This window comes from Stenotrophomonas sp. SAM-B (genome assembly GCF_013387485.1).
GTDB classification, from domain to species: domain Bacteria; phylum Pseudomonadota; class Gammaproteobacteria; order Xanthomonadales; family Xanthomonadaceae; genus Stenotrophomonas; species Stenotrophomonas maltophilia_AA.
Map to the genome: position 1 here is coordinate 322,260 of NZ_JABBXB010000002.1, position 17,212 is coordinate 339,471.

The following is a 17,212-nucleotide window of genomic DNA, read 5'->3' on the forward strand; positions in this document are numbered from 1 at the left end:
ATCAGGCCGCCTGGGAGGTCGCGGCTTCGCGTGCAGCAACGTACGCCGGGTAGTCGATATAGCCAGCGGCGCCGCCACCATAGAACGTCTCGCGATCGGCCGGCGCCAGCGGCCAGCCGTTCTGCAGGCGTGCCACCAGGTCCGGGTTGCTGATGAAGCCGGTGCCGAAGGCGGCCAGATCGATCACGCCGGCATCGATCAACTGCTCGGCGCGCGCGCGGGTCATGCCGCCGGCGAGAATCAGCGCGGTGCCGGGCAGGTGCGGCTTCAGCGTGCGCAGCAGGCCGCCGAAACCCGAATCGCCCGCGCCATCGACCGACTTCTGGCCGACCTTGAAGCCGGACTGGTCCATCAGATGCACATAGGACAGGCCACGTTGACCGATTGCCTGGATGAGCGCGGTGTAGGTCGCGTCGATCTCCGGGTACAGCGGCATGTCGAACAGCTGGCCATACGGCGAGAGGCGGATGGCAGTGCGCGAGGCGCCGATGCGCGCGACCACGGCATCGATCACCTCGAGGGTGAAGCGCAGGCGGTTCTCCAGCGTCTGCGGGCCGTACTGATCGCTGCGGTCATTCACCCGCGGATTGATGAACTGCTCATGCAGGTAGCCGTTCGCCCCGTGGATTTCCACGCCATCGAAGCCGGCGTCGATGGCATTGGCGGCCGCCTGCGCGAAGTCGGCGACGATGCGCGCGATCTCCTCGGTCTGCAACTGGCGCGGGGCCGGCGAGGCCACCAGCGCGGGCTGGCCGTGCTCGTCGTACCCGAACGCCTGCGCGCCGACCGGCAGGCGCGAACTGGCGCTGACCGGGAGCGCATCATCGGCCTGGATGGTCGGGTGAGAGACCCGGCCGACATGCCAGATCTGCGCGAACATCCGGCTGCCCAGTGCGTGGACCGAATCGGTGGTCAGGCGCCAGCCGGCGATCTGCTCGGCGGTGAAGATGCCGGGGTTGAACAGGTAGCCCTGGCCCTCGCGGGAAATGGGGGTGCCTTCGCTGACGATCAGGCCGGCGGTGGCGCGCTGGGCGTAATAGAGCGCGGTGCGCTCATCGGCGGCATCGTGCGGGGCACGGGCACGGGTCAGCGGGGCCATGACCACGCGGTTGCGCAGGGGCAGACCAGCGAGGTCGAAGGTGTCGAAAAGGGCGCTCATGGGGAGTCCAGATGGGGGAAGGGGGGGGAGGGCATGGCGATCCGCCATGCGCGTGACCTCATCGTATGGGCGTGCGATAACCGCCACAATCCGGCCTTGAGACAAATTACTATTGCTGGAATCGCAATTCAGACGCCGAGGCCCCGCCATGCAGCTCAAAGCCCTCCGCTATTTCCTCACCGTCGCCGCCACCGGCAGCTTCCTGGCCACGGCGCGCCACTACCGGGTGCCGGCGTCGTCGGTATCGCGCTTCATCGCGGCCCTTGAGCAGGATGTCGGGCAGCAGTTGTTCTACCGCAGCACGCGCGCCGTGCGGCTGACCGAGGCCGGCGAGCGCTTCCACCTGCAGGTGCGCGATGCGGTCGACCTGCTGGACGAGGCGGTCGAACAGCTGGAAGGCCGCGATGCCGGCCTGCGGGGGCTGATCCGCATCAACGCCCCCGAATCACTGGGGCGGCTGCACATCGCCCAGATCGTCAACACACTGCAGGCCAGGTATCCGGAGCTCCTCGTGGAGCTCACCCTCACCGACATGCTGATCGATCCCGTGCAGGAGGGGGTGGACATCACCATCCGGGTGGGCCCGCTGGTCGACTCCGGCCTGATCGGCAAGGTCATCGCGCCGCACCGGAACCTGCTTGCCGCCAGCCCGGCCTACCTGGCCGCGCACGGCACGCCGGAACGCCCGGAGGATCTGCTGCAGCATCAGTGCCTGGTCTACAAAGGCCAGCTGGGCATCCAGAAGTGGTACTTCCGCGCTACGCCCGACGTGCCGTTCAAGGCCTTGAACGTCACCGGGCCCCTGCGCAGCAACAACGCCGAAGCGTTGCTCGCGGCCGCGCTCGCGGGGCGCGGCGTGGTGATGTTCCCGACCTGGCTGTTCAACCCGGAAACCCTGCAGGGCGGACACATGGTCACGCTGCTCGACGACTGGGAGTTTTCGCCGCAGTCCGAGCGCGTCCATCTGCAGCTGCTGTCACCGGAAAACAAGCTGCGCTCGCGCAAGGTCCGCGAAGTCTCGGCATTCCTCACCGATGCGATCGGCTCGCCACCGTACTGGGATCGTGCCGACACGCGGGGACGGTGATACAGCGCCGGAGCTGGAATGCGCTGTCAGGTGTCGGGTGCCGGCACTCAGGGCGCGACGTCTCCCGCACGCGCTGCGATCGGGCGGACCTGCTGCACCAGCGTCAACAAGGTCTTGCCCGGCTCTTCGATCATCACTTCATGCGCGGACTGCTCGAACCAGATCAGCTGTTTGTCCGGGGCGGTGATCGTGTCGAACCAGGCCGCCGCCAGTTCGGAGGAGACGTTGTGATCGTGGCGTCCCAGGAACAGGAAGATCGGCGTCTGGAAACTGCGCCGGCTGGTGAGGTCCAGCGTCAGGGCGCCGGACAGCAGATGTTCCATCGAGAAGTCATTGCCCTTCCACATGCCGGCGACATCGGCATCGGTGTACTCGGGTGACAGGCGGACGCCGGCCGCTTCGGCATCGCCACCGCGACGGTTGTGCACCATGCCGCCATAGTGGTTGAGCCACTTGCGCTGCTGGAACAGCCGCTGCAGCGGCACCGGGGCGTTGCCGACGGCGTAGGGCGCCAGTGCCTGGAGTTCGGCGACCGCCACGGCATTGCCGTCGCGCTCGGCCTGCTGCAGGGTCCAGCGCCATCCCCGGCGTTCGCTCTCGGGCGCGTTCGATATCTGGCCGATGCCGATGTAGGCATGCAGCCAGTCCGGTCGGCGCTGTGCCAGTTCCACGCCGAGGTAGCTGCCCCACGAGTGGCCCAGCACGAAAATCCTGTCCTTGCCGAATTCCTTGCGCAGCCAGGCCACCATCTCCTCGGCGTCGGCGATCATGCGTTCGCGCGTCATGGTCGGTGCCACGGCAGCGGGATCGCTGGCGACGTAGGTCTTCCCGGCACCGCGCTGGTCCCACTGGACGACGGTGAAATACTCTTCCCAGCCGCGCTGGAAGTACCAGCTGGTGGGCATCGCCACCCAGCCCGGTCCGCCGTGCAGCATCAACAGCACCGGATTGCGGCGGTCGTTGCCGCGGATCGAGACCGCCTGGTCGATGCCACCAATGCGGACGGTTTCCAGCCGCTCCACCCCGTTATCGCTCACCACGCGCCGCAGTTCCTTGACGATGGCGACCGCTTCGGCGCGGTTGTGCGGTGACGGCGGTGACGGCGGTGACGCGAACGCAGAAGCGGACAGTCCCGCGAGGGCGAGGCCCAACAGACTCCAAAGCAGGCGTTTCATCGGCGGGTGACCCGGTGCGGTGCAGTGGCCGGCGAGTGTGTCATGCGCGCAGGCCATCGGCACCCCCATCACGCGCCCACTGGCAGGATCGAGAGAGTTTCGACCCCTCACCAGGAGACCACCATGGCTTCGACCGTTGTCCTGACCCGATCATGGGTCATCCATCCGTACCACGCCGCTGTGCTGGGTGGCGTGCTGCCGCTGTTCCTCGGCGCGCTGCTGGCGGACTACGCTTACTGGAGCTCGTATGAGATCCAATGGGCCAACTTCGCCTCCTGGCTGCTGATCGGGGCCATGGTGATGACCACGCTGGCCCTGCTGTGCGGGATCGTCGGCCTGGTCCGTCGCAGCCGCAACCTGGTGTATGTGGTGCTGCTGGCCGTGATCTGGGGCGTGGGCTTCATCAACTGCCTGCACCACGCCCGCGATGCGTGGGCGGTGATGCCGGCCGGGCTGGTGCTTTCGGTGATCCTGACGGTGCTGGCGTTGATCGCGACCTGGGTGGGACTGTCCAGCCTGCGCGTGGGAGGTGTCCGATGAGCCGCCAGACGATCCGGATCCTCTCGGTGTCCGCGCTTGCGGTCGCGCTGGCGGCCTGCAGCGGCAAGGCCCCCGAGCTCGAGCAGTACGGCGGCAACCCGGAGATGCCCAAGCCGCATCGCGGGCTGATGCCCGACATGACCATCGCCAAGCCGGCCCAGTGGGGCGACACCCTGCCGACGGTGCCCAAGGGCTATCGGATCTCGGCGATCGCCACGGATCTGAGCATTCCGCGGCAGACGCTGGTCCTCCCCAACGGCGACATCCTGGTGGCGGAAGGCCGGGGCGGCAGCGCACCGAATCTGAAACCGAAGGACGTCATCGCCGGCAAGATCAAGGCCAAGGGCAATACCGCGGTCAAGAGCGGCAACCGCCTGACCCTGCTGCGCGATGCCGATGGCGATGGCACCTACGAACTGAAGACGGTGTTTGCCGACAAGCTCAACGCGCCGTATGGCCTGGCGATGATCGGCAATGCGATCTACGTGGCCAACCAGGATGCCGTGGTGCGCTTCGACTACCAGGACGGCCAGACCAAGGCGGCCGCGGCCCCGGTCAAGCTGACCGACCTGCCCGCGGCGATCAACCATCACTGGACGAAGGCGATGACCGCCAGTGCCGATGGCCGCTACCTCTATGTGGGCATCGGCTCCAACAGCAACATCACCGAGCGTGGCATGGCGGTGGAAATCGACCGTGCGCGGATCTGGCAGATCGATGTGGCCACGGGCGCGCACAAGGACTACGCCACCGGCATCCGCAATCCCACCGCGCTGGCGATCCAGCCGGGCACCGGCACGCTGTGGGCGGTGGTCAACGAACGCGATGAAATCGGCCCGAACCTGGTTCCGGATTACCTTACCTCGGTGAAGGAGGGCGGGTTCTATGGTTGGCCCTACAGCTATTGGGGCAAGAACGTGGATCGCCGGGTGATGCCGCAGAATCCGGCAAAGGTCGCCTCGGCGATCGCACCGGACTACGCGCTGGGCTCGCATGTCGCCGCACTCGGCGTGGCGTTCTCGTCGCCGGTGATGGGCACGCAGTTCGCCGATGGCGTCTTCGTGGGCGAGCACGGCAGCTGGAACCGCAATCCACCGGTCGGCTACAAGGTGGTGTTCGTGCCCTTCAGCAATGGTCGCCCGGCCGGCGAGCCGATCGATTTCGTAAGCGGCTTCTTCGGCGAAGACGGCAAGACCCGCGGCCGCCCGGTCGGCGTCTCGGTCGACCCGCGCGGCGCCCTGATCGTCGCCGACGACCTCTCCAACACGATCTGGCGCGTCACCCCCGACGGCACGCCCGCGCCGTAACGCTCCATTAATGGGGACGGAGGGAATTAATAATCCCCTCCGTCCCCGTTATGACGCTTGACCTTCCCATGATGGGAACCTTTAGGGTGGCAGGTAACCTCACCCCAAGGACTGTCCCCATGTCTTCCATTGCTTCCCGGTCCGGTGCGCCGATCAGCCGCCTGAGCCTGCCCATCGAGGGCATGACCTGTGCCTCGTGCGTGGGCCGGGTCGAGCGTGCGCTCACCGCGGTGCCCGGCGTGATGAGCGCCTCCGTCAACCTCGCCACCGAGCGCGCCGACCTCGGTTTCATCGGCACGGCCGATCCGCTTGCCGCCGTACGCGCCATCGAGAGTGCGGGCTACACCGTGCGGGAAGACAGCACTGAACTGAGCATCGAGGGCATGACCTGCGCCTCCTGTGTCGGCCGCGTCGAACGCAGCCTCGGGCAGGTGCCCGGCGTGATCGCCGCCAGCGTCAACCTCGCCACCGAGCGCGCCCAGGTACGCCATCTGGCCGGGACCGTGTCCGTCGCCGATCTCGAGGCCGCCGTGGAAAAGGCCGGCTATACCGGGCGCGCCGTCACCGTCAGCACCGCTGCGGCCGGCGACCAGGAGGAGGAACGCCGCGAAGGGGAAGCGCGCGCGCTGCGCCGCTCCCTGGTGCTCGCCGCCGCGCTGACCCTGCCGGTGTTCATCCTGGAAATGGGCTCGCATCTGGTGCCGGCCATGCACCACTGGGTGATGCACACCCTGGGAATGCAGACCAGCTGGTATCTGCAGTTCGCACTGGCCACGCTGGTGCTGTTCGGGCCTGGCCTGCGTTTCTTCCGCAAGGGCGTGCCGGCGCTGCTGCGTGGCGCGCCGGACATGAACTCGCTGGTGTCGCTGGGCACCGCGGCGGCCTATGGCTACTCGGTGGTCGCCACCTTCGCGCCGGGCGCACTTCCGCCGGGAACCGCCAACGTCTACTTCGAGGCGGCCGTGGTGATCGTGACCCTGATCCTGCTCGGCCGCACGCTGGAGGCGCGGGCCAAGGGCCGCACCTCACAGGCGATCAAGCGCCTGGTCGGGCTGCAGGCGCGGACCGCGCGCGTGCAGCGCGGCGGTGACACCGTCGAAGTACCGCTCGAACAGGTCACGCGCGGCGACATCGTGCTGGTCCGCCCGGGCGAGAAGGTGCCGGTGGACGGTGCGGTGGTCGAAGGATCCTCGTACGTGGACGAAAGCATGATCACCGGCGAACCGGTACCGGTCGCCAAGGCCGTGGGTGCCGAGGTCGTCGGTGGCACCCTCAACACGACCGGTGCCTTCAGTTTCCGTGTCACCAAGGTGGGCGGAGACACCGTGCTCGCGCAGATCATCCGTCTGGTCGAGCAGGCGCAGGGCTCCAAGCTGCCGATCCAGGCGCTGGTCGACAAGGTGACGATGTGGTTCGTGCCGGCGGTGATGGCCGCGGCCGCGCTCACCTTCCTGGTCTGGCTGGTGTTCGGCCCCGCGCCGGCGCTGACCTTTGCGCTGGTCAATGCCGTCGCGGTGCTCATCATCGCCTGCCCCTGTGCGATGGGGCTGGCCACGCCGACCTCGATCATGGTCGGCACCGGTCGCGCCGCCGAACTGGGTGTGCTGTTCCGCAAGGGCGAAGCCCTGCAGGCCCTGCGCGATGTGAGCGTGATTGCGCTGGACAAGACCGGCACGCTGACCAAGGGTCGTCCGGAACTGACCGACCTGGAGCCGGCCGCCGGTTTCACCTCGGATGAGGTGCTGGCGCTGGTCGCCGCAGTGGAGACCCGCTCCGAGCATCCGATCGCCGAGGCCATCGTGGCGGCCGCCAAGGCGCGCGGTCTTGCCCTGGCTCCCATCGAGAGTTTCGAGGCCGTGCCCGGCTTCGGCGTGTCGGCGCGTGTCGGCGGCCGCAGCGTCGCGGTTGGCGCGGACCGCTACATGATCCAGCTCGGCCTGGATGTCGCCGCCTTCCGCGCCACCGCCCAGCAGCTGGGCGAGCAGGGCAGGAGCCCGTTGTATGCCGCCATCGATGGTCGTCTGGCGGCCGTGATCGCAGTGGCCGATCCGATCAAGGAGAGCACGCCGGCCGCGATCCAGGCGCTGCACGCGCTCGGCCTGAAGGTGGCGATGATCACCGGCGACAATGCCGCCACCGCGGCGGCGATCGCCCGCCAGCTCGGCATCGATGAAGTAGCGGCCGAAGTACTGCCGGACGGCAAAGTCGCGGCGTTGAAGCGTTTCCGCGCGGGCGGCGCCAAGGTGGCCTTCGTCGGCGACGGAATCAACGACGCACCGGCCCTGGCCGAGGCCGATGTCGGCCTGGCGATCGGCACCGGCACGGATGTGGCGATCGAGGCCGCCGACGTGGTGCTGATGTCCGGGGACCTGCGTGGCGTGCCCAATGCCATCGCATTGAGCAAGGCGACCATCCGCAACATCAAGCAGAACCTGTTCTGGGCCTTCGCCTACAACGCGGTGCTGATCCCGGTGGCCGCGGGCCTGCTGTACCCGTTCAACGGCACGCTGCTCTCACCGATCTTCGCCGCGGCGGCGATGGCATTGTCCAGTGTGTTCGTGCTCGGCAACGCGCTGCGGCTCAAGCGCTTCCATGCACCGATGCAGGCCGATACGCTGGGTACCGGCGTGGAGGCAGGCGCGATGAGGACCGTACGATGAATATTGGGGAGGCAGCGACGTTCTCGGGCGTGTCGGCCAAAATGATCCGCTACTACGAGCAGATCGGGCTGATTCCTCCGGCGGCCCGCTCGGAGGCGGGTTACCGCCATTACAGCCCGCAGGACGCGCACAGCCTGCGCTTCATCCGGCGCGCGCGCGATCTGGGTTTCTCGGTCGAGCAGATCGGCGAACTGCTGGTGCTGTGGCAGGATCGCGAGCGCGCCAGTGCCGACGTCAAGGCGGTGGCGCTGTCCCACGTGGGCGGGTTGAAGGCCAAGATCGCCGAGCTGCAGGCGATGGTGCAGACCCTGGAGCATCTGGCCGAGCACTGCCATGGCAATGACCGGCCGGATTGCCCGATCATCGCCGACCTGGCCGAGCCCGTCGCCGGCGCATCGGACGCGCCGGCGTCCAGGAAGGCACGCCGGACGCCGTTGTTCGGGGCCGATACCCCCGTGTCCTCACGCGGGGTATCGGCGCGGAAGCGACGCTCCTGAGTGACGTCCGCCGGTGATCAGGCCTGGTTGGCAGAGGCGAGCGTCTGCATCAGCACGGCCGCGGCTTCGGCGGACGAGGCCGGGTTCTGGCCGGTGATCAGCAGCCCATCGCTGACCACGTACGAGCCCCAGTCCGGGCCCTGCGAGTAGTCGCCACCCGCGGCCTTGAGCATGTCTTCGACCAGGAAGGGCACCACCTCGGTCAGGCCGACGCCGGCTTCCTCGGTATTGGTGAAGCCGGTGACCTTCTTGCCCTGGACCAACGGGGTGCCCTCGGTGCTCTTGACGTGACGCAGCACGCCGGGGGCATGGCAGACCAGCGCAACCGGCTTGCCGGCGGCGATGAAGGCTTCGATCAGCGCGATCGAGTGGCTGTCTTCGGCCAGGTCCCACAGCGGGCCATGACCGCCGGGATAGAACACGGTATCGAAGTCGGCCTGCGAGACGCTGTCCAGGCGCACGGTGTCGGCCAGCTGTGCGTTGGCGTCCGCATCGGCTTCGAAACGACGGGTGGCGTCGGTCTTGAAGTCGGGCTCGTTGCTCTTGGGATCCAGCGGCGGCTGCCCGCCCTTGGGCGAGGCCAGCACGATCTCGGCGCCGGCATCCTTGAAGGTGTAGTAGGGCGCGGCCAGCTCTTCCAGCCAGAAGCCGGTCTTCTTGCCGGTGTTGCCGAGTTCGTCGTGGGACGTCAATACGATGAGGACTTTCATGATGAGGCTCCTGTGGGGGTTTGATTAGACTGGTCGTCTAGTGATGAGGCCGAGAAAAAACACGTCGTGGGACGTGCCTGGAACATCCCCTGCTCAGGGGGCGGTATGCAGCATCCGCGCAGTCAACGCCACGGCATCGTCGAAGGGGCGGGCCGTGCGGGCGATCTTGACCATGATGCTGGTGCCCAGCCACAGCTGGTACAGGCGCCGCGCCACCGCATCGGGCGGGTCCTGGAGCGTCACCGATCCGTCGACGACGCCCGCTTCAAGCGCACGCGCCAGACGATCGGTGATCCCGGTGGTGCCGCGCTGGAGGGCGGCCCGCATGGCCTCGGACAGGTCGGCGACTTCCGCACCGAGCTTCACCGCCAGGCACTTGCCCTGGCAATCCTCGAACGACTGGCTGTCCTGCCATGCAGCGAAATACGTCTCCAGCTGCTCGGCCTTGGTCTGCCCGGGCTGCCGGAAGATGCGCTCCATGTCGGCGAGATAGGCGGTGAAGTAGTCCTCCAGCAGCGCCTCGCCGAACGCCTCCTTGGAGGCGAAGTAGTGGTAGAACGAGCCCTTGGGGACGCCCGCCGCCGCGAGCACTTCATTGAGGCCGACGGCGGAGAAGCCCTTGGCGCCCATGATCCGCTGGCCGGTGGCCAGGATCGTGTCGCGGACGGGGGAGGTGGCGGAGGTGGAGTTCATGGGAGGGACTGTACGCCTGATTAGACCGGTCGTCTAGTGCCGGATAGGGCGATGCCGGCCGCGCGCTAGACGGTAGAAATACTGAGATCCAACCTGCACTTCCTTGGCGCATGATGCGCGAAAGGCAGGAGCGTCCTGGGGATGCAGGGGGCACGCGCCTGTCCAGCACTTGATCCGCCATCCCCTCCACAGACAGGGTGCCGCCATGACGTGCCCGCAGTCAGCGATCCCCCCGCGCGCGGCATCTGCTGCACGGCCGGTCTGCGTCCGGCTGCGTGTACGGTCTGCCGCCGGCGTCTGCGGCGCGGCGCTGCTCGGTGTGCTGGCAACGAGCGGATGCATGTCCACGCCCGCCTACGAGCGGCCCACCGTCGAGGTACCTGCTGCCTACCGGCTGCCCGGGATCGCATCGGCATCGGCGGACGGACCTTCGCTCGATACGTTGGCGCCCTGGTGGCAGGGCTTCGGCGATGCGCAGCTGGATGCGCTCGTCGACGAAGCGTTGCGCGCCAATCACGATCTGGGCATCGCGGTGGCGCGGGTGGACGAGTTCGCCGCACGGGTCACGGCTGCCCGGTCGGCCGCGTTGCCGCAGTTGGGCTACGGCGTCAGCTCGGGCCGTCAGCGTGCGCCGGGGATCGGCGCATCCGGCACACACGCGGTGGGCCTGTTCGCCAGTTGGGAGATCGATCTCTGGGGGCGCCTGCGCAGCGAACAGAACGCCGCACGTGCCGAGTTGATGGCCAGCGAACAGGCGCGCCGGGGCGTGGCGTTGAGCGTGGTCGCCTCGGTGGTGGCCGGCTACATCACCCTGCTCGATCTGGATCGGCGCCTGGAGATCGCCAACGCCACCGTGGCCGGCCGCCGCGCGAGCGTGGCGCTCTTCCAGCTGCGCCTGGACGGCGGCGCACTGTCCGAGTTCGAAATGCTGCAGGTCAGCGCCGAGTACGAAAGCGCCGTGGCGGCCGTGCCGGAACTGCAGCAGGCGCTGGCCGAGCAGGAGAACGCGTTGTCGGTCCTGGTCGGACGCAATCCGGGCCCGATCGCGCGTGGCGGCACCTTGGAGACCCTGCAGCCGCCGGTGCCGCCGGCAGGACTGCCCTCCGATCTGCTCGCGCGGCGACCGGACATCCTGCAGAGCGAGCAGCAACTGGTGGCTGCGCATGCGCGTATCCAGGTGGCCCGGGCATTGTATTTTCCGTCCCTGTCACTGACCGGACAGGGCGGGCGTGCCAGCGCGTCACTGGACGATCTGTTCAGTGGTCCGTCGCGGACGTGGTCCTTCGTTGGCCAACTGCTGGGGCCGATCTTCGCCGGCGGTGCGATCGATGCGGCAAACAGACAGGCACAGGCCCGCAACGTGCAGGCGGTGCTGGACTACCAGCGCACGATCCAGAACGCGTTCCGTGACGTCGACGACGCCCTGGCCGCCATCCAGTCGAAGACGGACCTGGTGGCGTCGCTGGAACGGCGGGTGGACGCATTGCGACGTGCGGTTGACCTGGCCCGGGAGCGGTATGACAACGGCTACGCGGATTACCTGGAGGTGCTCGATACCGAACGCGGACTGTTCTCCGCCGAGCTGGCGCTGAGCAGTGCACGCGGGGACCGCTACCGGGCAAGCGTCGCGTTGTATCAGGCCCTGGGCGGGGATGGGGGGAACCGGGAGATGGCCAGTCGGTCATCGGTTTCCGGCCAGCCGCGCTGACACCATCGACACGCCAGGAGAGGGCACGATGCAGAACCAGCCGACAGAAGCGGATCCGACGCAGGCCGAGACCAGCGCAGCGCCAACCGCGCGGCCACCGCTGCGGCGTATCGTGCAGGCGGTGCAGGCGGTGCTGGCGCTGCTGCTGCTCGTCTTCGTCTATCACCTCGTCGCCGACCGCTTCACTCCCTATACCTCGCAGGCCACCGTGGACGGTTTCCTGGTCCAGATCGCGCCGGAAGTGAGTGGGCCGGTGGTGAGCGTGGAGGTGCGCGACAACCACCCGGTGCGTGCCGGCCAGGTGCTGTTCCGTCTGGATCCGCTGCCGTTCGAAATCGCCCTGCGCGCGGCCCAGGCCAATCTGGCGGTTGTCCATCAGGGAATGGAGGCGACCGCCGCGGACGTGCGCGTCGCCACCGCGCAACTGCAGCGCCAGCGGGTGGAGCTGGCCAGCAGCCAGCAGTTGGGCCGGATCGTGCTGGATCTCGCTGCCAAGCGGGCCTTGTCCGAAACCTCGGCGATCCGCGCTCGCAGTGACATCGCGCGCGCACGCGCGGAGATCCAGCGCGCCGAGGCCGAGGCCGAGCGTGCGCGCATCCGCCTGGGCAGTGGGGAGGGCGGGTCTCCGCAGGTGCTCCAGGCAATGGCTGCCGTCGACCAGGCCGCGCTGGACCTGCGCCATGCCACGGTGGTGGCGCCGGCGGTCGGCGCCATCAGCAATCTGCGGCTGGCGCCTGGCCAGTTCGTCGGCCGCGGCCAACCCGTGCTGGGGTTCATCGGCGACGGGCCGCGCTGGGTCACCGCAGCCATGCGCGAGAACCAGTTGGGTCGCATCGCACCCGGGAATCGGGCCTATGTGGCCTTCGACGATCGGCCGGGGCAGGTCTTCGTCGGGCGCGTGGACAGCATCGGCGAGGGCATTGCACGCGGGGGCGAGGCGCCGACCGGTGAGCTGCCGACGGTCACGGCGCCTACCGGGTGGCTGCGCGAACCCCAGCGTTTCCCCGTGCACATCGTGCTCGACCCGCCCACGCAACCGACCGCGCGACTGCCGGGGCGGAGTGGTGCGCAGGCCAGCGTGGTGGTGCTGACCGCCGAGCGTTCGCTGCTCAATCCATTGGCCCGTGCATGGATATGGCTGGCCGCACAGTTGAGCTACCTGCAATGAACGCGTCCTCCAGCGCGACCACGATCCGGCTGCACGGCGTGCTGCGCTTCGCGGTCGCGGTCACCGCCGCGTTCGTCATCGGCGAGGTGATGCAGTGGTGGCCGAGCTTCCTCGCGGCGGTGTTTGTCGCGGTGCTGCTCTCCAGCCTGCCGGTGCGGCCCACGCCCCGCATGGCGCTGGGCCTGGTGATGGTGATGACGGTCGTGGCCTGGGTCCCGTACCTGTTGGCGTCGCTGTTGCGGGGGATGCCGATCGTGCTGTTCGGGCTGACCCTGCTCGGCATGTTCCTCGCCTTCTTCGGCCTGCTGCTCGGGCGCCCGCGGCTGCCGGCGATGCTGCTGCTGATCTGCCTGGCGGTGATCCCAGTGGTGGTGATGACCGCACCGGCGCAGGCCGCCGTGTTGCCCTGGGCGCTGGTACGCGGCATGGCGCTGGCGGTGGTGCTGATGCTGGCGGTCCATGCGCTGTGGCCGGTGCTGCCTGCGCCATCGGCGGCTCCACCGGCCGGTCCGTTGCCGGGCTCGCCACTCGCGCTGGCGATCGTCTCGACCCTGGTGCTGTTGCCTGTCCTGCTGGTCTACCTATTGCTGGGGCTGGTCGATGCGCTGCCGGTGATCGTCACCACGGTGATGCTGGTGATCAATTTCGAGCCGCAACGCAGTGCACGGCATGCGCTCGCGCTGGTGCTCGGCAACCTCGCGGGTGGATTGCTGGGCTGGTGCCTGCATGTGGTGCTGTTGAGTACCCCGAATCTGCTGTTCCTGAGCCTGTTGCTGCTGCTGGTGATGATCGGCTTCGGCCGCTGGATCAGCGCTGGCGGGGCGGTCGGCGCCGTCGCGCTGGTGGCCTGCAACGCGGCACTGATCATCTTCGGTACGGCGCTGGCCACCGGCCCGACCTCGGTCATGGTCTGGCTCACCCGCCTGACCCAGTTCGCGCTGGCCGGCGCAGTCGCGCTGACCCTGATGCACCTGCTCTGGCGCTGGCTGCCCCGCGCGGCGGCTCCGTCCCCATCCCCTTCCGTGTCCCCCCATCCGCGCTGAGCGCGAGGAGCATTGCGATGACCACCCTTGATTCTCCCCAGGTTCCCGGTGTGCAGCCGTCCGATCCACGCCAGCGGCGGCGATTGATCCTCGGTGTCGCGGTCTGGATCGTGGGATGGATACTCGGCCTGGGCCTGATGCCCGTGGTGGAGGCGTCCACCTTGTCCGATGGCCTGAAGACCACGCTCAACGGCGTTCTGCTGCTCGGGTTCCCCAAGCTGTTCCTGGTGCTTGCGGTGGCGATCATGGGCAAGCCCGGGTTCGCCTATCTCAAGTCGCTGATCGGCGGGCACCTGCGCCGCTTTGCGCCGGCGGCGCAGGTCAGCCCATTGCGCTACCGGATCGGGCTGATCCTGTTCATCGCGGTCATCGTGCTGAGCTCGATCGGACCGTACGTCGCGCCGCAGAGCGGCTCGCTGCGCATGCAGCACCCGCACCTGGTCGCCATGAGTGGTGACCTGCTGCTGGTGGTCAGCCTGTTCCTGCTGGGCGGCGACTTTTGGGACAAGCTGCGGTCCCTGTTCGTCCGCGACGCCAAAGCGGTGTTTCCGCCGTCGTGAGCGGCCACGGCAGGCCCCCGGTGGCCGGGGGATCACGGTATATTCCCCGGCCCCATTTCATTGCCAGATCCAGACCACGCCATGAGCACGCCCCGGAAATACTACAAACACCCTGCGGAATCCGAGATCGGCAACGGCACGATCTACCTCGAGGCGCAGGGCGATGTGATCGTCCGCCAGGTCGAAAGCTATCGCAGCGTGCTGGTCTGGGCCGACAAATCCGGGCAGGCCGACGCGCGTTTCCCGCTGTCCGATCAGCCCTTGTCCTGGCTGGACCTCGATTCGGATGACAGCATCACCGCCAGCCAGTTTGAAGCGGTCTGGAAGCAAGCCAAGGCCGTGTCCGGCTGAGGTTGCCGGGGCGCGGGACTCAGACCGTCCAGCCCGGGCGTTCCGCCGCCGCCACATGCATCAGCTGATCCAGCTGGCGCAGCGCCCGGTGCAGTTCCTGCCGGTGGGCGGCCGCGCCCAATGAAATCCGCACCGCATCGTTGATCGCCACGCCTTCGGGCGTAAAGGCCGACGACGGTGCGATGCCCAGGCCCTGCAGCCGCGCGGCGTGGGTCAGGCTCGCATCGGTCCAGTGCGCCGGCAGCCGACACCACGCATGCACGCCCGCGCAGTGCTGCAGGAAGCGCGGCGACAACGCCGACTGCGCCAGGTAGCGGCGCTCGGCCGCCTCTTCCTGCACCAGCGTCAGCATCGCCTGGGCCGAGCCATCCAGGATCAGCTGCGTCACCAGGGCATTCATCAGTGGCGGCGCCATCAGGTTGACCGCGCGCAGGGCATCGAGCACCGGTTGCCGGTCCATGCCGTCGGGCAGGCGCACGAAACCGGTGTGCAATCCCGGGCTCAGGCACTTGGAGAGGGTGGAGATGTAGCAGGTGTGCCGTGGCGCCAGCAGCGCGAGCGGGCCAGCGGCGTCGTCGACCAGCAGCCAGTACGGATCGTCTTCGATCAGTCGCAGGTCCTGCGTGCGGATCACCTGGGCCAGCGCATCGCGGCGTGCCTGCGGCATCGTGTGGGCGGTGGGGTTCTGCGCGGTCGGGTTGAGGTAGATCAGCCGTGCGCCCTGCTGCTTCGCGGCGCGCGCCAGCGCGTCCGGACGCATGCCGTGCGCGTCGCACTCGACCACGTGCAGCCGTCGCTCCAGCACCCGCGCGGCGTGCAGCAGTCCCGGATAGACCAGGGGCTCGCACAGGATGGTGTCGCCGGCGTCGGTCAACGCCAGCAGCAGCGCCGACAGCGCCGCCTGCGCGCCTTCGGTGACGACCAGCGTATCGGCATCGACCTTGCCGAGGATCGGTTTGAGCCAGTGCTGGGCCGCCCGGTGATCGGCGCGGCTGCCGCCGCCCACGTGATACGTCATCAGATTGTCCGCATCGCTGCGGGTCAGCACGGACGACAGGCCACGCCGCAGCACGTCGGCGACCTGGCCGCCGCCGGGGCTGGGCGGCAGGTTCATGCTCAGGTCGACCAGTTGGGTCAGTTCCACCTGCGGCGGCGCGACGAACGAGCCGAGCGGGCCGCGCGCATCGATCAATCCGCGTTTGCGTGCCTCGGTGAACGCGCGGGTGATGGTGGTCAGGTCCACGCCGAGTTCGGCGGCGAGCGCGCGCTGTGCGGGCAGGCGCTCACCGGGGCGCAGCGCGCCGGACCAGACCGCACGTTCCAGTGCCTGCACGATGCGCAGGTAGACCGGCCCGTGGCCGTCGGCGATGAGGGGGCTCCATTCCATGCGCGCATGTTACGCGCGGCGCTGGGCCGGGCTGCGACAGTGTGTCGCATCATGTATGGATCATGTCGTTGCCTAACGTACGCGGCTGCGGCGGGCACCCCCCATGCATATCGGTCATGCAGGGGGGTGTTCGCCACTTTTCATGATCCGGGCCGCCCGGCCCGGCACTGCGTTGGAAGGGCCGTCACGCATGAACCCCGCTACACATCCCGCTCGCCGCGCCAGCCCGGCCGGTCGAGCCCGCGCCGGACGCTGGTTCGGCCTGGCAGCGCTGCTGCCATTGCTCACAGGGTGCAAGAACCTGGAGCTGTTCAACCCCATGGGCAGCATCGCCGAGCAGGAAATGCAGCTGATCCTGGTCTGCACCGGCCTGATGCTGCTGGTGGTGATCCCGGTGATCATCCTCACGCTGTACTTCGCGTGGCACTACCGCGAGTCCAACAAGGAGGCCACCTACGCGCCGACCTGGTCGCATTCCACCGCGATCGAAGTGGTGGTGTGGACGATTCCGTGCCTGATCGTGGTCGTGCTCGGCGTGTTGATCTGGAAGAGCACCCACGCACTGGATCCCTACCGCCCGATCGCGTCGGACAAGCCCGCGCTGCGTGTGGAAGTGGTCTCGCTCAACTGGAAATGGCTGTTCATCTACCCGGACCACAACGTGGCCACGGTCAATGAGCTGGTGATGCCGGTCGATACGCCGGTCGCCTTCAAGCTGACCTCCGAGTCGATGATGAATGCCTTCTTCGTGCCGCAGCTGGGCAGCATGGTCTACACCATGCCCGCGATGCAGACCCGTCTGCACCTGATCGGCCACACGCCGGGCACCTATGCCGGCATGTCGTCCGCCTACAGCGGTTCGGGCTTCTCGGACATGAAATTCGATGCGCGGGTGATGACCGAGGCGGACTTCGCGCAGTGGCTGGCGCAGTCGCGCGGCACCGCCGAGCACCTGGACCAGGCCCGCCTGGCCGAACTGGAGAAGCCGACCCACGGTGCGCCGATGCAGCGCTTCGCCAGCGTGGACACCGGTCTGTTCGACAGCATCCTGCGCCGTTACGGCGGCATGCCCGACGACGAGATCTGCCTGCCCGGCGAAGAGCCCGGCGCGAAATCCCAACTCGTAAGCCTGGCCGCGTCTGCCAGCCGTACCGCGGAGAACTGATT

16 protein-coding genes are annotated in these 17,212 nt (G+C 68.2%); 11 read left to right on the forward strand and 5 right to left on the reverse strand.

Annotation, left to right across the window (positions count from 1 at the left end; genetic code table 11):
• Position 1 precedes the first annotated feature (1 nt).
• Positions 2-1,159: an alkene reductase gene (locus tag HH110_RS05705; protein WP_176988759.1), complete on the reverse strand. Its 1,158-nt coding sequence runs from the start codon at positions 1,157-1,159 to the stop codon at positions 2-4.
• Positions 1,160-1,307: 148 nt separating this feature from the next.
• Between HH110_RS05705 and HH110_RS05710 the strand changes: the two genes are divergently transcribed.
• Positions 1,308-2,246, forward strand: coding sequence for a LysR family transcriptional regulator (locus HH110_RS05710; RefSeq protein WP_176988760.1), 939 nt, complete (start codon positions 1,308-1,310; stop codon positions 2,244-2,246).
• A 47-nt stretch (positions 2,247-2,293) separates the two neighbouring features.
• Here HH110_RS05710 and HH110_RS05715 read toward each other — a convergent pair whose 3' ends face one another.
• On the reverse strand, positions 2,294-3,421 hold the full coding sequence (locus HH110_RS05715) for an alpha/beta fold hydrolase (protein WP_176988761.1): 1,128 nt from the start codon (positions 3,419-3,421) through the stop codon (positions 2,294-2,296).
• A gap of 123 nt (positions 3,422-3,544) precedes the next feature.
• Between HH110_RS05715 and HH110_RS05720 the strand changes: the two genes are divergently transcribed.
• The 4 genes from HH110_RS05720 to cueR all read left to right on the forward strand — a co-directional run bounded on the left by HH110_RS05720 (position 3,545) and on the right by cueR (position 8,425).
• Entirely contained in the window at positions 3,545-3,961 is a 417-nt protein-coding gene (locus HH110_RS05720; protein WP_176988762.1) for a DUF2231 domain-containing protein, read from the forward strand.
• Positions 3,958-5,268, forward strand: a complete 1,311-nt coding sequence (locus HH110_RS05725) for a sorbosone dehydrogenase family protein (protein ID WP_176988763.1) — start codon at positions 3,958-3,960, stop codon at positions 5,266-5,268. The genes HH110_RS05720 and HH110_RS05725 overlap by 4 nt, the downstream gene beginning before the upstream one ends.
• Before the next feature lie 119 nt (positions 5,269-5,387).
• Positions 5,388-7,928 (forward strand): heavy metal translocating P-type ATPase, encoded by a 2,541-nt coding sequence (locus HH110_RS05730; RefSeq protein WP_176988764.1) that lies wholly within the window; start codon positions 5,388-5,390, stop codon positions 7,926-7,928.
• Complete coding sequence (gene cueR, locus HH110_RS05735; RefSeq protein ID WP_176988765.1) at positions 7,925-8,425, forward strand: Cu(I)-responsive transcriptional regulator; 501 nt, start codon at positions 7,925-7,927, stop codon at positions 8,423-8,425. Before HH110_RS05730 ends, cueR begins: the two co-directional genes overlap by 4 nt.
• 17 nt (positions 8,426-8,442) lie before the next feature.
• On the opposite strand, the gene HH110_RS05740 is transcribed toward cueR, so the two are convergent.
• The gene (locus HH110_RS05740; RefSeq protein WP_176988766.1) at positions 8,443-9,135 is read right to left on the reverse strand and encodes a type 1 glutamine amidotransferase domain-containing protein; all 693 of its coding nucleotides are present in this window, start codon (positions 9,133-9,135) and stop codon (positions 8,443-8,445) included.
• 93 nt (positions 9,136-9,228) lie between these two features.
• Positions 9,229-9,828: a TetR/AcrR family transcriptional regulator gene (locus HH110_RS05745; RefSeq protein ID WP_176988767.1), complete on the reverse strand. Its 600-nt coding sequence runs from the start codon at positions 9,826-9,828 to the stop codon at positions 9,229-9,231.
• 205 nt (positions 9,829-10,033) lie between these two features.
• On the opposite strand from HH110_RS05745, the gene HH110_RS05750 reads away from it, so the two are divergent.
• The 5 genes from HH110_RS05750 to HH110_RS05770 all read left to right on the forward strand — a co-directional run bounded on the left by HH110_RS05750 (position 10,034) and on the right by HH110_RS05770 (position 14,658).
• Positions 10,034-11,536, forward strand: coding sequence for an efflux transporter outer membrane subunit (locus tag HH110_RS05750; protein WP_176988768.1), 1,503 nt, complete (start codon positions 10,034-10,036; stop codon positions 11,534-11,536).
• A 28-nt stretch (positions 11,537-11,564) separates the two neighbouring features.
• Positions 11,565-12,704: an HlyD family secretion protein gene (locus HH110_RS05755; protein ID WP_176988769.1), complete on the forward strand. Its 1,140-nt coding sequence runs from the start codon at positions 11,565-11,567 to the stop codon at positions 12,702-12,704.
• Complete coding sequence (locus tag HH110_RS05760; RefSeq protein WP_176988770.1) at positions 12,701-13,747, forward strand: DUF2955 domain-containing protein; 1,047 nt, start codon at positions 12,701-12,703, stop codon at positions 13,745-13,747. Before HH110_RS05755 ends, HH110_RS05760 begins: the two co-directional genes overlap by 4 nt.
• 17 nt (positions 13,748-13,764) lie before the next feature.
• Positions 13,765-14,307 carry a hypothetical protein gene (locus HH110_RS05765; protein WP_176988771.1) on the forward strand — a complete coding sequence of 181 codons (543 nt, stop codon included), beginning with the start codon at positions 13,765-13,767 and terminating at the stop codon, positions 14,305-14,307.
• A gap of 81 nt (positions 14,308-14,388) precedes the next feature.
• Positions 14,389-14,658: a hypothetical protein gene (locus HH110_RS05770; RefSeq protein ID WP_019184646.1), complete on the forward strand. Its 270-nt coding sequence runs from the start codon at positions 14,389-14,391 to the stop codon at positions 14,656-14,658.
• Between the two features lie 19 nt (positions 14,659-14,677).
• Here the strand turns inward: HH110_RS05770 and HH110_RS05775 are convergent, their stop codons facing one another.
• Complete coding sequence (locus tag HH110_RS05775; protein ID WP_176988772.1) at positions 14,678-16,045, reverse strand: PLP-dependent aminotransferase family protein; 1,368 nt, start codon at positions 16,043-16,045, stop codon at positions 14,678-14,680.
• 190 nt (positions 16,046-16,235) lie between these two features.
• On the opposite strand from HH110_RS05775, the gene cyoA reads away from it, so the two are divergent.
• The gene (gene cyoA / locus HH110_RS05780; protein WP_176988773.1) at positions 16,236-17,210 is read left to right on the forward strand and encodes a ubiquinol oxidase subunit II; all 975 of its coding nucleotides are present in this window, start codon (positions 16,236-16,238) and stop codon (positions 17,208-17,210) included.
• Positions 17,211-17,212: the final 2 nt, after the last annotated feature.

Excerpts from the sequence above, each read along its gene's own strand:
- HH110_RS05725 (WP_176988763.1), top strand. The coding sequence starts at position 3,958 with ATGAGCCGCCAGACGATCCGGATCCTCTCGGTGTCCGCGCTTGCGGTC.
- HH110_RS05705 (WP_176988759.1), bottom strand. The coding sequence starts at position 1,159 with ATGAGCGCCCTTTTCGACACCTTCGACCTCGCTGGTCTGCCCCTGCGC.
- HH110_RS05715 (WP_176988761.1), bottom strand. The coding sequence starts at position 3,421 with ATGAAACGCCTGCTTTGGAGTCTGTTGGGCCTCGCCCTCGCGGGACTG.
- HH110_RS05710 (WP_176988760.1), top strand. The coding sequence starts at position 1,308 with ATGCAGCTCAAAGCCCTCCGCTATTTCCTCACCGTCGCCGCCACCGGC.
- HH110_RS05750 (WP_176988768.1), top strand. The coding sequence starts at position 10,034 with ATGACGTGCCCGCAGTCAGCGATCCCCCCGCGCGCGGCATCTGCTGCA.
- HH110_RS05770 (WP_019184646.1), top strand. The coding sequence starts at position 14,389 with ATGAGCACGCCCCGGAAATACTACAAACACCCTGCGGAATCCGAGATC.
- HH110_RS05760 (WP_176988770.1), top strand. The coding sequence starts at position 12,701 with ATGAACGCGTCCTCCAGCGCGACCACGATCCGGCTGCACGGCGTGCTG.
- HH110_RS05755 (WP_176988769.1), top strand. The coding sequence starts at position 11,565 with ATGCAGAACCAGCCGACAGAAGCGGATCCGACGCAGGCCGAGACCAGC.
- cueR (WP_176988765.1), top strand. The coding sequence starts at position 7,925 with ATGAATATTGGGGAGGCAGCGACGTTCTCGGGCGTGTCGGCCAAAATG.
- HH110_RS05765 (WP_176988771.1), top strand. The coding sequence starts at position 13,765 with ATGACCACCCTTGATTCTCCCCAGGTTCCCGGTGTGCAGCCGTCCGAT.
- HH110_RS05740 (WP_176988766.1), bottom strand. The coding sequence starts at position 9,135 with ATGAAAGTCCTCATCGTATTGACGTCCCACGACGAACTCGGCAACACC.
- cyoA (WP_176988773.1), top strand. The coding sequence starts at position 16,236 with ATGAACCCCGCTACACATCCCGCTCGCCGCGCCAGCCCGGCCGGTCGA.
- HH110_RS05720 (WP_176988762.1), top strand. The coding sequence starts at position 3,545 with ATGGCTTCGACCGTTGTCCTGACCCGATCATGGGTCATCCATCCGTAC.
- HH110_RS05730 (WP_176988764.1), top strand. The coding sequence starts at position 5,388 with ATGTCTTCCATTGCTTCCCGGTCCGGTGCGCCGATCAGCCGCCTGAGC.
- HH110_RS05745 (WP_176988767.1), bottom strand. The coding sequence starts at position 9,828 with ATGAACTCCACCTCCGCCACCTCCCCCGTCCGCGACACGATCCTGGCC.
- HH110_RS05775 (WP_176988772.1), bottom strand. The coding sequence starts at position 16,045 with ATGGAATGGAGCCCCCTCATCGCCGACGGCCACGGGCCGGTCTACCTG.